Origin of the sequence: Mesorhizobium sp. M6A.T.Cr.TU.014.01.1.1, from assembly GCF_004022765.1 — a bacterium.
Lineage (GTDB): Bacteria > Pseudomonadota > Alphaproteobacteria > Rhizobiales > Rhizobiaceae > Mesorhizobium > Mesorhizobium mediterraneum.
Genome location: NZ_RZPG01000001.1, coordinates 30,444 through 44,073 on the forward strand (window position 1 = coordinate 30,444; position 13,630 = coordinate 44,073).

General features: G+C 59.3%; 16 protein-coding genes. 5 read left to right on the forward strand and 11 right to left on the reverse strand.

Annotation, left to right across the window (positions count from 1 at the left end; translation table 11 throughout):
• The first annotated feature begins 69 nt into the window (after positions 1-69).
• Positions 70-2,181 carry a catalase gene (locus EN885_RS00165; RefSeq protein ID WP_128241454.1) on the forward strand — a complete coding sequence of 704 codons (2,112 nt, stop codon included), beginning with the start codon at positions 70-72 and terminating at the stop codon, positions 2,179-2,181.
• A gap of 88 nt (positions 2,182-2,269) precedes the next feature.
• Here EN885_RS00165 and EN885_RS00170 read toward each other — a convergent pair whose 3' ends face one another.
• The 3 genes from EN885_RS00170 to EN885_RS00180 form a co-directional block, all read right to left on the reverse strand.
• Positions 2,270-2,767: a hypothetical protein gene (locus EN885_RS00170; RefSeq protein WP_128241455.1), complete on the reverse strand. Its 498-nt coding sequence runs from the start codon at positions 2,765-2,767 to the stop codon at positions 2,270-2,272.
• Between the two features lie 314 nt (positions 2,768-3,081).
• Positions 3,082-3,690 (reverse strand): gamma carbonic anhydrase family protein, encoded by a 609-nt coding sequence (locus tag EN885_RS00175; protein ID WP_128241456.1) that lies wholly within the window; start codon positions 3,688-3,690, stop codon positions 3,082-3,084.
• A 159-nt stretch (positions 3,691-3,849) separates the two neighbouring features.
• The gene (locus EN885_RS00180) at positions 3,850-5,148 is read right to left on the reverse strand and encodes an Nramp family divalent metal transporter (RefSeq protein ID WP_128241457.1); all 1,299 of its coding nucleotides are present in this window, start codon (positions 5,146-5,148) and stop codon (positions 3,850-3,852) included.
• A 328-nt stretch (positions 5,149-5,476) separates the two neighbouring features.
• Here EN885_RS00180 and EN885_RS00185 point away from each other — a divergent pair, with 328 nt between their 5' ends.
• Positions 5,477-5,791 (forward strand): hypothetical protein, encoded by a 315-nt coding sequence (locus EN885_RS00185; protein WP_128241458.1) that lies wholly within the window; start codon positions 5,477-5,479, stop codon positions 5,789-5,791.
• Between the two features lie 84 nt (positions 5,792-5,875).
• Here EN885_RS00185 and EN885_RS00190 read toward each other — a convergent pair whose 3' ends face one another.
• From EN885_RS00190 to EN885_RS00215, 6 genes are all read right to left on the reverse strand, one after another.
• Positions 5,876-6,511, reverse strand: coding sequence for a LysE family translocator (locus EN885_RS00190; RefSeq protein WP_348627356.1), 636 nt, complete (start codon positions 6,509-6,511; stop codon positions 5,876-5,878).
• 161 nt (positions 6,512-6,672) lie between these two features.
• On the reverse strand, positions 6,673-7,200 hold the full coding sequence (locus EN885_RS00195) for a ferritin-like domain-containing protein (protein WP_095486379.1): 528 nt from the start codon (positions 7,198-7,200) through the stop codon (positions 6,673-6,675).
• Positions 7,201-7,395: 195 nt separating this feature from the next.
• Positions 7,396-7,614, reverse strand: a complete 219-nt coding sequence (locus EN885_RS00200) for a hypothetical protein (protein WP_095486378.1) — start codon at positions 7,612-7,614, stop codon at positions 7,396-7,398.
• Positions 7,615-7,929: 315 nt separating this feature from the next.
• Positions 7,930-8,151: a hypothetical protein gene (locus tag EN885_RS00205; protein WP_128241459.1), complete on the reverse strand. Its 222-nt coding sequence runs from the start codon at positions 8,149-8,151 to the stop codon at positions 7,930-7,932.
• 40 nt (positions 8,152-8,191) lie between these two features.
• Complete coding sequence (locus EN885_RS00210) at positions 8,192-8,563, reverse strand: STAS/SEC14 domain-containing protein (protein ID WP_158302615.1); 372 nt, start codon at positions 8,561-8,563, stop codon at positions 8,192-8,194.
• A 100-nt stretch (positions 8,564-8,663) separates the two neighbouring features.
• On the reverse strand, positions 8,664-9,818 hold the full coding sequence (locus tag EN885_RS00215) for a DUF3182 family protein (RefSeq protein WP_128241460.1): 1,155 nt from the start codon (positions 9,816-9,818) through the stop codon (positions 8,664-8,666).
• Positions 9,819-10,083: 265 nt separating this feature from the next.
• On the opposite strand from EN885_RS00215, the gene EN885_RS00220 reads away from it, so the two are divergent.
• Entirely contained in the window at positions 10,084-11,112 is a 1,029-nt protein-coding gene (locus tag EN885_RS00220; protein WP_206437526.1) for an MBL fold metallo-hydrolase, read from the forward strand.
• A gap of 28 nt (positions 11,113-11,140) precedes the next feature.
• On the opposite strand, the gene EN885_RS00225 is transcribed toward EN885_RS00220, so the two are convergent.
• Positions 11,141-11,665, reverse strand: coding sequence for a metallophosphoesterase (locus tag EN885_RS00225; RefSeq protein ID WP_095486600.1), 525 nt, complete (start codon positions 11,663-11,665; stop codon positions 11,141-11,143).
• A 764-nt stretch (positions 11,666-12,429) separates the two neighbouring features.
• Here EN885_RS00225 and EN885_RS00230 point away from each other — a divergent pair.
• Positions 12,430-12,684, forward strand: coding sequence for a DUF982 domain-containing protein (locus tag EN885_RS00230; RefSeq protein WP_095486599.1), 255 nt, complete (start codon positions 12,430-12,432; stop codon positions 12,682-12,684).
• Between the two features lie 10 nt (positions 12,685-12,694).
• Here the strand turns inward: EN885_RS00230 and EN885_RS00235 are convergent, their stop codons facing one another.
• A complete protein-coding gene (locus tag EN885_RS00235) occupies positions 12,695-13,006 on the reverse strand; it encodes a hypothetical protein (RefSeq protein ID WP_128241461.1) in 312 nt (103 codons plus the stop codon).
• 267 nt (positions 13,007-13,273) lie between these two features.
• Here EN885_RS00235 and EN885_RS00240 point away from each other — a divergent pair, with 267 nt between their 5' ends.
• The gene (locus EN885_RS00240) at positions 13,274-13,597 is read left to right on the forward strand and encodes a hypothetical protein (RefSeq protein ID WP_095486598.1); all 324 of its coding nucleotides are present in this window, start codon (positions 13,274-13,276) and stop codon (positions 13,595-13,597) included.
• The last annotated feature ends 33 nt before the right edge of the window (positions 13,598-13,630 follow it).

Sequence of the window (13,630 nt, forward strand, 5' to 3'; positions counted from 1 at the left end):
AGCGGCGCGCCGGAAGTTCGACGCCCTGAGCCGGTGGTTCCGGCCTTCATTCATCGAGGAGCAACAGTCATGGCGCAGTCCCGGCAGCGTTCAGAAAGACGGCCCGCAAACGGTCGCAACCAGAATGTCGAGCGGGGAAACGGCGGTGAGCTTCACCAACTGGCGGAAGGCGAGACGCCTGTCCTCACCACTGCGCTCGGAACGCCTGTCTCCGACGATCAGAACACTCTGAAGATCGGCGAGCGTGGCCCGTCGCTGATCGAGGATTCCCACTTTCGTGACAAGATTTTCCATTTCGATCACGAGCGGATTCCCGAACGGGTCGTTCATGCTCGCGGCTACGGCGCACACGGCTATTTCGAAACCTATGAATCGCTAGCCAAATACACGCGCGCCGACATTTTCCAGCGTGCTGGCGAAAAGACGCCGGTTTTCGTGCGCTTCTCGACAGTCGCCGGCAACAAGGGCTCGTTCGACCTGGCCCGCGACGTGCGCGGTTTCGCCGTCAAGCTTTACACCAAGGAAGGCAATTGGGATCTGGTCGGCAACAACATCCCGGTTTTCTTCATCCAGGACGCGATCAAGTTTCCCGATCTGATCCATGCCGCCAAGCAGGAACCGGACCGCGACTTCCCGCAGGCCCAGACCGCGCATGACAATTTCTGGGATTTCATCAGCCTGATGCCGGAATCGATGCACATGATCATGTGGATCATGTCGGATCGTGCGATCCCGCGCTCCTTCCGCTTCATGCAGGGCTTCGGCGTCCACACCTTCCGCTTCGTCAGCGCCGACGACGAATCCACCTTCGTCAAATTCATCTGGCAACCAAAGCTCGGCATGCAGTCGGTGGTCTGGAACGAGGCAGTCAAGATCAATGGTGCCGATCCGGATTTTCATCGCCGCGACCTGTGGGAGGCGATCCAGTCCGGCAACTTCCCGGAATGGGAACTTACCGTGCAGCTCTTCGATCAGGACTTTGCGGACAGCTTCGATTTCGATGTCCTCGACGCCACGAAGATCATTCCCGAAGAAATCCTCAAGCCGATCCCGGTGGGACGATTGGTCCTGGATCGTATGCCCGACAATTTCTTCGCCGAGACCGAACAAGTGGCGTTCATGACGCAAAACGTGCCGCCCGGCATTGATTTTTCCAATGACCCGCTGCTGCAGGGACGCAACTTTTCCTATCTCGACACCCAGTTGAAGCGGCTCGGCAGCCCGAATTTTACCCACCTTCCAATCAACGCACCGAAGTGCCCGTTTGCTCATTTTCAGCAGGACGGACACATGGCTATGCGCAATCCGGTAGGCCGTGCAAATTATGAGCCAAATTCGTGGGGCATGGGTCCGCGCGAGGATCCCCAGCGCGGCTACCGTTCCTTTGCCGATGCCGAGCAGGGCCAGAAAGTGCGGCTGCGGGCGGAAAGCTTCGCCGACCACTACAGCCAGGCGCGGCAGTTCTTCAACAGCCAGACGCCTCCGGAACAACGCCACATCGTCATGGCTTTGACATTCGAATTGAGCAAGGTCCAGACACCGGCAATCCGCGAGCGAATGGTTTCCCATCTGCTGAACATCGACGAGGCGCTGGCGGCCACCGTTGCCGACAAGCTTGGCATTCGAAAGATGCCAAGTCCGGCGGACGCTGCGGTGCCGCCGCGAGACGACCTGGAGCCCTCGCCGGCGCTCAGCATCATCAATAACGGGCCGGAGAGCTTCGGAGGCCGTAAGGTCGGCGTGCTGGTCAGCGACGGCGTGGATGCTGCGCTGTTCGAGCAACTCCGAACCGCGGTCGAAAAGGAAGGCGCGGTGATGGAAGTCGTCGCCGCAAAGGTCGGCGGCGTAGATGCGGCCGATGGCACGCAGATCGAAGCGAGACACATGATCGACGGCGGTCCGTCGGTCCTGTTCGACGCGGTCGTGCTTATGCTCTCGGAGCCGGGCGCCGAACTGCTGGCCAAGGAAGCCGCCGCAAAGGACTTCGTTTCCGATGCGTTCGCTCATTGCAAATTCATCGGTTTCACGTCGGGAGCCGAGGCGCTGCTGGCCAAGGCAGGCGTCGATGCGGATGCGGATGAAGGGCTGATAAGGCTGGAATCAAACAAGACGGCTGAGAAGTTCGTCCAAGCCTGCCGGAAGTTGCGGCTGTGGGCGCGGGAGGCGGCCGTCAAGCTCTGACGCCGGTGCATGCTGGCCGTCTGTTCGCATGCTTGACTGGAGCCGTAGAACCAAGTGGGCGAAAGCATCCGTCACTAGGACCGACTGTCTATGAGCGGCTGTTGTTCTTAGCCGCCTCCTCTCGCTGCTTTTTCAGGACTTCGTCAGTCCCGACCAGCTTCTTCGATCCGCCGGGGATCGCTGTAGACACCACAGCAGGCGGGTCGCTTGCGGGGAAAGAATCCTCGAGGCCGGCCTGCAGCTGGTCTTCCAGGGTTTCCGGCTTTTGCGACCGACCAGATGTCCGTCGGGTTTCTGCTTCCTCCAGTGGCTGTTTCATGTCAGGTGAAGACTTGACCTCTCGAACGCAGGCGTAAAGCTGTTCGATGGCAAATTCCTTCAGTGTTTCGAAGTTGGCCCTATCATCATCTTGCATTGCCTCGATCTGATCGACCATGTTTTTCTCGAACCGCTCAAGGCTATCGCTTCCGCACACCTGGCAAAGTCGCAATAGTGATTCTTTGAGCATTTTCGGGCCAAAGTAAGCCGACGCTTCGAGCTTGAGCCGTTGCAAATCCTCTGGAGTTGCCGCCTGAAGTTTTGACATGTGCGCCCCTTTCGCCTGATGAGCATATCAACGGCAATTGTCGGCAGATGTTCCATTCATCCGGCCGGATGCATCGCTCTCGTTCAGAAAACCAGGGCTGCTGGGGGTAAGCGACCGCAGCCGCCTCGTTTTTCCGGGTTGGATGCGACCAGAAGGCTATCGCCGGGGCCTATTGCGATCCAAGCCCGGCGCATACTCGGACTCCTTCTTCCGATCGTCTGGGTCGGCGCTGGCCGGGCTGTTGCCGTTGCTGGCAGGGCGGCGGAGCCGAGGTGAAGGAACGGCGGAAGCTCCGTCGTGATCCTTGCTCCTGGCTATAGCTCCCGGTCGTCGCGATGATCGGCGAGCCCGCTCGCCTCGCGCTGGGTGACCTTCTTCATGTCCATGTCGACGCCGATGCCGGACTGTCGCTGCAGCCCGTAGACCTCTTCGGCAAAGTTCATCTTGGCGAGGACGGCGTCGATCTTCTCGTGCTTGTCGGGCGGGAACATCTCAGCGGGATCGCCGACCGCCACCCATTTGATCGGGACGAGCGAGTTCGGCGGCAGGACGCTGCGCACGTGGACCACGCCGTCGATGCGAACCTCTGTGCGTCGCCTAATGACCGCGCCCTGATAGATTTTGACGCCCGTTGCCAGGAAGCACTCGTCCGCGACGATACAGCCCTTGAGTGAACAGAGCGGCCCGATCAGGACATTATCGCCGATCTCGACGGCGTTCCGACTCGTGCTGCGGATGTTGAGGTTCTCGCGGACGACGCACTGGGCGCCGATCCGTACCGGCGCGCCATGCGCCTCGATCACCGCCCCGAACAAGACGTGCGTGTGTGGACCGATCGCCACGTCTCCGCAGATCACCGCTGTCGGAGCCACATAGGCGGTTGGATCGATGTTCGGCCGCTTGCTCTGGTGCTCGATAAGCATGGCGGGCTCCTGTGCGAAGGATGTCGACTGAAAAAAGCTAACGGGCGAGAGCAGCGCGAGTTCCGCTGCGCCCAGCCGATCTGCTTCAGCCGTTGGGTTTGCTGATTGCGAAACTTGGTCGAGCGCTTCTTCAACAGATCGCGCGATGCCGGCGTATCGCTAGATGAACCAGGTCGCCACTAGCCCGACTGACGCAGCAAAGGTCGCCAATGTCGTCACGCCGCCAAGGACGTTTGTGCCGGGGCTGTTCACCTTGTCGCCCATGATCTTGCGGTTGTTGGTCATGATGAGGATCAGCAGCAGCAGAGGCGGAGTAGAAAAACCCTGCACAATACCGGACCAGACCAGGGCTTTCATCGGGTTGAAGCCGATGAAATTGAGCCCCACCGCCAACAGTGTGATCACTCCGGTCGCGATGTAGAATTTGGGAGCCTGGCGAGGTTTGTCGTTCATGCCGTGCTTCCAACCCATCGCCTGCGCAAGATCAAAGGCGGCGCCGGTCGTCATGACTGGAACGGCCAGAAAGCCGACGCCGATCACGCCGGCTGCGAAGACAATTCCTGCCGCATCACCGGCAAGCGGCCGCAGCGCTTCGGCTGCCTGGGCGGCTGTCTCAATCTGGGTCTGACCTGCCTCATAGAGGGTTGATCCCGTCGAAAGAATGATGAAATACATGATCAAATTGGAAAACGTCATACCGATCAAGATGTCGCGGCGAGACCGGCGAAGTTCGCCTTCCGTCGCTCCCTTCCGCTCTTTGAGAGTCGTCCTGCCCTCTGCAATCTCTTCCTCGACCTCCTGGTTGGACTGCCAGGTATAGAGATATGCCGAGAGCGTCGTGCCGATGATGGCAACGAGGATGGACAGGTACTCACGGCTGAACTCGATTTTTGGGATCAGAGTGCCGTACAGAACAGACAATGCGTCCGGTTTCGCGAGGACGGCGGAAACCACATAGGCAAGCAGCGTCAGCGCCAGCCACCGGAAGGCGTTTCGGATCAGTTTGTAGGAGCCGAAAACCTGCAGAGCGAAAATAATGGCGGCGACGCCAACCACGATCAACGGAACCGGCAGCGGGACGAACAGATTGAGAGCCGCAGACATCGCCCCGAGATCCGCGGCAGCCTCGATGGTGTTGCCGATCAGCACGCCCACCAACACCGACCACAAGAGCCATCGCGGGTAAAAGTCGGAAATGACCTGGAAGAGCCCGCGTCCGGAGACCTGGCCCAGCTTCGATGAGAGATACACGACAGTGTACATCATCGGCAGGGTAAGTGGCGCGGTCCAGAGCAGGTCGGGACCGAACCTGGCCCCGGCGCTGGCGTAGGTTCCGATGGCCGAGCAGTCGTCGTCGGCCGCGCCGGTGATCAGCCCGAGCCCAAGGGCCCGGCCGATGCCGCTACCCTCCCGTCGCGGCTCTTTTCGGCCGGGGTCCTTGCGAGCCAGTTCGCTCATTGGGCACGCACTGCCGCTGGCGTGACGTGGAGGCCAATGGAGACATCCATCGGATTAATCATCCTCTATGGAAACAAGCTGCAGCAGGCGATCATCGGACGGCTCTCGTGTTCGGAATCGAACAGCCAAGCAGGCGCTTTGTTCCGTCGGCAGGCCATGCCGCATTAATGGCGGCGGGCAGTGCCGGATGCACAGGACGCCACGCGGACTGTAGAAAGCGCCGATCGGGCGGCCTGCCGGCAAGCGGGATAGGAACCTTTTCTGAAACACGCCGTTTGCCAGCAGGCGGTTGCATTAGCAACCTTTGAACAACGGAAAGGGTCTTGCCATGAACTACAAGATGATCTGTTTAGGCGCGATGGCGCTTTCTTTGGTAAGCGGCGTTTCTCTCGCGGCAGGCGCCGACACAGGCACGTCTGCCTTGGATGACCCTGCAAAGATGGAGCCGTTCTACACGGACTCCAGCATGAAGACTCTGCGGTCGGACGACGCGTTCACGACGGCGTGGAAAGCGCTGACGGACGAGGACCGCATGGCAATGACAAAAGTCTGCGATGAGGAGATGGCAAACCCCAACGCCGCCAAAACCCACCCTGAATTCTGCAGCAATGTCAAAAAGCTCGGCGGCGAGTCGAAGAACTGAACCATGGGAAGGCGGGCAATCGCCCGCCTTTTGGTTAGCGACTGTGAAGGCAAGAGGGATACGATAGCCGCGGGGTCGGCTAGTTTAACGGGTCGCTCCGCCACTCACGGCCATGCGAATGCCCAGGCCAATGATAAAACAGCCGGCGATGCGCTGCTGCCAGAGCCGTATCTTTGGCTGCTTCAGGATCCACTCGCCAACCGCACCGGACGCGAGCGCGTACGCGCCCAGCACCAATACACCTGTGATTTTCTGTGTCCCACCCAGCAACAGCAATTGCAGCGTCACCGATCCTCGAGCCGGGTCAACGAATTGCGGCAGGAACGCAACCATGAACATCATTGGCCAGGGATTTATGAGGTTGGCGATCATTCCTTCTCGTGCAGCCGCTAGCGGACCAAGATTTCTATGCTCTTCGATGGCAACTTCCGTGGCTGACGAGAGCAATAGGCTTATTCCGAGCCAACACAGGTAAGCGGCGCCGGACCATCGGAGCAGACTGAATGCGAGGGGCGACGCCCCAACCAATGAAGACACGCCTAACGCGAGGAGAGGCAATTGAACAAGCCCCGCTCCGACGGTCATGCCCAGCACCGTGAAAAACGCCGTACTTCGTCCGTGAGCAATTCCGCGTGCTGTCACAAGCATGCTGTCGGGGCCGGGCGGGGCCTGCATCGAGATTACGGTCCCCAGGAAAGCTATCCACAACACGGGATCCATGATCCTGCTCTCTCCGCCTGACAACTGCGCAGTGCCTTTCCTGCAACTGACGGTCAGTCAGGCCGGTTCAAGAATTCCGGATGGCAAGCCCGATACCCGCCTCTTCGGAGCGGAGCCCTGGCGATCCCTGCCGGGGCTCCGCAACCCGATGGCACAAGCAATTATGCGGCCGCTTGAAGAGCGCGTTGGTTGACACCCCCCTCGCCTAGACCCGTCAGCGCTTCGTCCGTTGCGACCTCTTCCTTGAGCGTCGCTTTGAGAAGGGCGGCAACGTCGGCCTTTCCCATCTGTTCTGCCCAGGCGATCAGAGTGCCGTACCGGGCGATCTCGTAATGCTCGACGGCTTGCGCCGCTGCGACCAGTCCGGCGTCGAGCGCAGGAGCACCTTCATAGTCTTCGAGGATCTCGGAGCCCTCTTCAATGATGCCGTCGATCGCCGGGCAGGTCTTGCCGCGTGCTGCCTTGCCGAATTTCTCGAACACTTCCTCGAGGCGGTCGACGTGACCTTCCGTTTCCATGCGATGTTTTTCGAAGGCGGCAGTCACCTTTTCCGACTCAGCACCTTTCGCCATTTTCGGCAGGGCCCTTAATATCTTCTTTTCGGCATAGTAAAGATCTTTGAGCCCGTCGAGGAACAGGTCCTCAAGACCCTTGGTTGTCGCTTTCGTGGATTTCTTCGCAGTGGCCATGGTCTTCTCCCGCTGGGGTTGGAGCTAGCCTTCCTAAACGTGAAGGCGTCCGATAACCCCACCGGCCAGCAACAAGTTCCACATCAATTCAGCATCGCCGGAAATTTTCCGGCGACTCGCGTCGCATGGTCAGGCGCTGCAAGCGTTACGCTGGTGAGCAGAGGCCGCCGAGGCGATGGTTGCCTCGCTTGCGGCTCAATCGATCCGCCTGATGCGGCCCTTGTCGAGACGGAATACTCCATCCTGCCCGCCCTGCCTCTCAAAATCGGTAAGCAGATCGTCCCAGGTTCCCAGGAACTCGCCACAGTCGTCGCAAAAGATCCGGTCGTCAGGACCGGCGTCGGCCGGAATCCTCAGCCTTATTGTCAGGCAATAAGGGCACTCCAACTGATGGTTGAGATACTGCTTGGTCATGGACGATGGCGAGAATGCACTGGAAATGTGGTCCCTGCAACCTCGCTCGTGCTGGCCCGACGAACTCGGCAAGCAACGTACAGCGATGGGGGCATTACGGCGATTGTTGCGATCCTCCGGGAATAACGAGCGCGCCTGCATTAGGAGCCGAATATTCAAAGCCTATGAAAAACGCAGCAAGAATTAGCGCGCAGATAAGTGCGATTGCTGCCAGTGCGGTTCTGGACAACGGCTTACGCGGTTCGCGATTTTGCAACACTGAATCGGTCCGCTCTCTGTTCGAAGACGACGGAGGGATCAAGACACCTGAACCCATTATGTGCCGTCTTTAGCCGGAGGCCACCCGGACTGAGCCGTCGGGGGAATATTGTCGGACGTCAGTTCGCCCCGCTTGAGCCTTCTAATGGCTTCGTTGGCTTCAACTTCATCCAGCCCGGAAAGCGGCATGCCGTCAACTATGACGGCTTCCTCGCTCTCGCCGTCATAGACTTCCCACAGGCCTTCCGAATCCTGCCGCTTGTTGTAGGTGGTTGGCATGGCGACTCCCTAAGGCGGTCTGAAGATCAGCTAGATGCTGCTATTGGACACCTGCTACCCACTCCAGAGCCTGGGCCTTTTCGTCCTTCGGGAACACCCTCGCCTCGATCTGCGGGAAAAGCGCGCCCGTCATCTCCGTAGCTGCCTTGATCCACTGTTTTTCGGACACCACTGCGGCACGCTGGAAGCGGTGGAATTCGCCAAGTTTGCTCAAACCGTACTGCAGATCGCGGCGCAAGGCGTCGCCCGTCATGTCCTCCAAATCCGTAAGGTCGGCCAGGACGCCGATCTCCTCATGTTCGCTCAGCTTCTCTTCGATGGCCGGGATGACTTTGTCGTAATCCTGCGCGGTCACGGTACCGGCAACGCGAAATGCGGCGACATTCTCAGGAGCAGAAATAACCTCGATCACTTTTTCCTCCTTTCGAATTGGCTTCAGGGGTTATCCCGAACAACTCAAGCCGCCCATGGATGTTCCCTGGTTTAAGCGTTTTGCGATCTTAATTTGACACTCATGAGCCGGCGAAATTGGCGGGCTCCCGGATCGCATGGCTGATGACGGTATAGCGCGTAATCGGGCCCTCATCGGGATCTTCTCCGTGAAAGTGAACGTCCGCGTTCACCGGTGGCCGGCTGTTGTTGCCGAACTCCTTAACTGCGGACGCACGGACGAGTTGGATGTCCGGGTCCTGCTTCATGATCTTTATTGCTGCAAGCTCGGCAGTACTGCCGCCGCCAATGCGCCAGCTGGCTTCGAGCACACCGGATCGCCAGATGCCCGACGAATCGACGCCCTGGCCGATATCGTAGTTGCGCCGCGAGGCGAAAAATCCAGGATAGTCAGCCATCGCCGTGTCATAGGCCCTCGCCTGCACCGTTGCCAAAGCCAGTGCGCGAGGAAGCTGAAGGTCTTCGAGCGCTTCCCATCCGCCGCGCACTACAATGAGATCGGATCCGCCATAAACGGATTGTCCCGCATTATCGGTGGTCGTCCTTTGAGTGCCGTAATAGGCGACAATGATCTCATCGATTTCCGTTCTGCCGACGCTCAGCGTGACGATGTCGCGGAGGTCCGCTTCGAGCACCAGACCGCACTCGTCCAAGTCGGAGGAGCGGTACCGCTCAAGCAGCCTCTCGACGTCAGCAACCGTCAGAACAATGTGTTGGTCTTGGCCTCGCGAGGAAAGCGGCGGCTTAAGCCGGGCAACCCCGAGCCTCAGCAGACGTTCGGCCGCCCGCAGCGCATCGTGCCGCGAAAACACCGTGTAGCCAGGCAATACTGCTGCGCTGACAGTTCTGCCGAAGCCGGTTGACCATTCTTTCGGTCGTTCGGCCAAGCCGTCCACCAGTTCATGGGTTATGGCCTTGGTCATTGCGAAACGCCAAGGCACCACGCCGCCGAAGAGGTCTTGCGGTCCGCCGATACCCAGCCGTGCCGCATCGGTGACAAGCAAGCTGTCGTCGGGCACGAAATACAAGCCGCCGCCATTGCGGATGCTGTTGCCTAGGCCCCGCCGGAAGGCAAATCCCTTGAGGGTCGCAATCGTGCGGGCAACGGCAGCCACGGCTTCCCGTTCGTGAGCGTAGAGGGGCTCGCAGCCCGGCGCTGAGAATGCGATCACCGTCCCCTTTGCCTCGCTCGGCTGAGTGCCTTTGTGCTCGGTCATGTCGCTCGTTCTTGGTGCTACCTCGTTGTGACCGCGGGTTGCCCGCGTTGCGGTCTGCTCCTCGCTCCGAACCGAGACAACGCAGAAGGTGGCAAAAACGTTCAGTCTGATTTGGCCGGCTCGCCGCCTTCTGCATCATTTCGAACGATATCCATGGGAACCGCTACCCAGAGCGCACGATTAGAGAGGATAGACCTCAGGTTCAGGTCGTGTCTGAAGGTGAGCGCCTAGTGGCGAAATTCGAAAACGGTATCGGGTGAATTCCGTGACGTTGCTGGTTCAGCCGCGCCTGGTCAACGATCCCTTCTCGGATGCGGGGCTTCTTCTGGACTTCCGATTCGGCAACCGGGCGATGCTCTTCGACATTGGTGATCTGTCGCCACTTTCGCCGCGCGAAATCCTGCGCGTCAGCCACGTATTCGTATCACACATGCACATGGATCACTTCGCCGGCTTCGATCGGCTCCTGCGGTTATTTCTATACAGGAATAGAACAGTGCATTTCTTCGGCCCGCCTGGGTTGACCGAGGCCGTGCAAGCCAAGCTCAACGCATACACGTGGAATCTCCTCGACGAACAGTCCCACGACTTCATGATAGCGGCCTGCGACTGGACGCCGGCCGGATTTCGTCATTCCCGCCTCTTTCGGGCGCGATCGGGCTTCGCACGGCAGGATACGGCCTCAACCCCAGCTGAGGGAAATATCCTGCTCGATGATCCCGATTTCCGTGTCGAAGCAGCAATGCTCGACCACGGCGTTCCGTGCCTTGCATTCGCGTTTCAGGAAAAGATCCAGGTCAATGTGCAAAAACCACAACTGGAAGCGTTGGGTTTGCCTGTCGGAGCTTGGTTGAACGAAGCCAAGCGTGCGGTCCGGCGCGGAGCTGATCCCGAAACGATACTCGCCCCGACCGCGGATCGGCATATCTCGGTCGGCGAACTCCTCGGTGCCGGAGCCCTGAGAACCGGTCCCGGACAGAGGATTGTCTATGCGACCGATCTCGCATTCAACGAGGCAAATCTCGCGCGTGTCGTTGCGCTTGCGCACGGCGCGAACCAACTGTTTATCGAAGCGGGCTTCCTGCAGGAAGATCGGCGGCTGGCCGCCGCGAAGCGGCACCTCACGGCGGCCGAAGCCGGCACTATCGCCCGGCTTGCGGGTGTTGAACATGCTGTGCCGATGCACTTTTCTCCTCGTTATCTCGGACACGAAGATGAACTGCATGCGGAGTTCGCAGCAAATCTAGCCGCCGGAAGCATTCCTCACTCGGGGACAATGAATACCAACATGTAAGCAACAGCCGGATGATCCGCGTTTTTGATCACTTGCGTTGAATATCGCGGCGGGCCGTTCGCCGACGCCTGCGGGCAAGGATGACGGAAAGGGTGACCGGTCGAAAATCCCAGCTGTCGACGCCGGCGTCGTACTGGCGTGTAACCGGGGTCAATTTGCCGTGGGAATGGCCATGCAGATCGATCGATTTCTTGCCGATCTGATTCCAGGTGCGAAAAGGATAGTGGCAAAGGATCAGCAACCTGCCGTCTATCGTCAGCTCCTTATAATGTTGTGTGCTGGCCCAACCTGCGGCGCCGATAGTCGCTGCGCCATCGTTGTTGCCTATGATCAAGTGCTTCCGGCCATGAAGAGACGACAGGAGCGATGAAACGAATTCGGCCGATCCCTTCGCGAAATCGCCGAGATGCCAGATCTCGTCGTCCGGGCTGACGGTTTCGTTCCAGAGCGAGATCAGCGTTCGATCGTGTTCTGCCAGCGAGCCGAACGGGCGACGATCGATACGCAATATGCGGGGATCGCTGAAATGTGTGTCGGCCGTGAAATAGATCATCGAGCAGCTCATGGCTTAAGCCTGTCTTCCCCAACGCGACGCGACGATGGGCAAGCTAAAGATCGTCGGTCACCCGCAGGCAATCTCGACAATTATCCGAGTGTCCTCATCGTAGCTGATGTTCATCCGGGCCCAGCCGAGATCGGAGGTGCGGGCGCATGTCGAGCAGTGGGTGCGCCAGACAGCTTCCTTCGGCGGATCCGGCATTTCAGTGAGCGGTCGACCCAGAAGATGCTGGTAACGGGACGCCTGACACTGATCTCCGTAATAGTATCGCTGCGGCTGGCCGGCGACTTGCGCGACCCAAATCGCGGGATTTCGCGGATGGTTGCGTATCGTGGAGCCTTCCGGTGCCCAATATGTGAACGGAGGCGCAGGGTCGGCCTCGATCACGACCCGCGGCTCCGCCAATTTCACCGGCGGGCTCGAGATACCCAGTTGTTGTTCATCGGATGAGGTACATGCCGACACGAACAGAGCCAAGCAGCCCCCAATTGCAGTCAATGATTTCATAACACTGCCTGGCCCCCTTGAAGCACAGCGTCGGGTCTGCTCCTAAGCTGGCAACTGATAGCCAAATCCAGCCGACAATATGGCTGGGAGATCACCTTCGCGGGGTGACCTTGTATTACGCCAAACTGCGCGGCGTGGTGAGGTCGCAAAGCCTCGCATGGACAGGGCAGCAGCAAGTCCGACAGCAATCAACATCTGAGGTGGCCAAGAAGATCAGACGCGGCTAACATATTGCCACTTTGGAGAGTGTCGTGCGTACGAGACGTTTCAGAAAGCCGATTGTTGTTCAACCTGGCCGGATCGATCGCGACAGGGTTGTTTTGTCGGTCTCCGACGCGGCTGAAGTGCTGCTGAGGGACTGGCCGGCGCCGGCCTCCAAGACGCGACTCGCTGCAATCGAAGCCTGCCTTGCCGTTATTCGCGGCGAAAAGCCGCCGAGGGTCGCGCGCCAGGCGTTCATCGTCGCGGCCAAGGATGCGAGAATCCTGCTCGGCGAACAAATCTAGATCGGCGCCGTCAGGCAGAGCCTCGTTGAGGCAGCTCGATCTCTTCCTCGACCTGCTGCTGCAGATCGTCACGCGCGCGCTTCACCTCGCCGCGAGGTGCCTCCGATTGTTTCTGTCTGTCCAGTTCGTGCTCCACCGTGTCGCGCGAACCTTCTGCCGGATCCTCTTGCGGACGGTTGTTGTCCGGCTCGGCGGCTTGATCTTGTCGCTTGTCCTTTCTGCCCTGATGACCATCGGGACTGCGCTCATCGGCGTGCTCGGTATTGTCTGTGCTTGAGCCTATCCGATCTCCGCCAATTGTTTCGTCTGGCATGTTGGTCATACTCCGGCTCCCCGATTTTGGTTGCGCGAAACCTTGCGTAGTGCGTCTCGCCTTCTGCACGTGTTTCGTTGATGAGGCCAACGGCAGATTTGCAGCTTGGTTCCATCCAACCTGCTGCGGACTAACAGCCACCAGACATCGGCTGAACCAAGCGCTTCCAAGCCTGCGATTAATGTAGCGCCCGGCCGCGACAAAACCGTCCCTGAGGGAACTTTCAATTTCCGCGTGGGTTAAGGCCGAACAGCCAAATTCGAGGGAGAAATGATCATGGCTAACGCCCAGCAGGAACTGGCCGAATTCGTCATCAGCAAGGCCTTCAATCCGGTCATGCGAGCGAAACCGGGTGGAAAATCCGATGCCGATCGCAAAACCTTGGAGCACGTGCAGCAGGCGACCAAGGCCGAGATCGAGCGCTATCGCAATTACGACTCCGCTCAGCAGGTCGTCGTCAATTTCAAACGCGACCTGAGCTCCGACGCCGCCAAGAAGGTGCACTCTCAGCTGCGGCGCCTGCATCTGCCGACAATCGAGGACATCAAAGATGACTTCGAAGATAAGGCCCGCAAGCTCGGGGTCAAAGCCTCGTCGTGACGGACCTGGTCACTGCACCCGTGACGATATCGG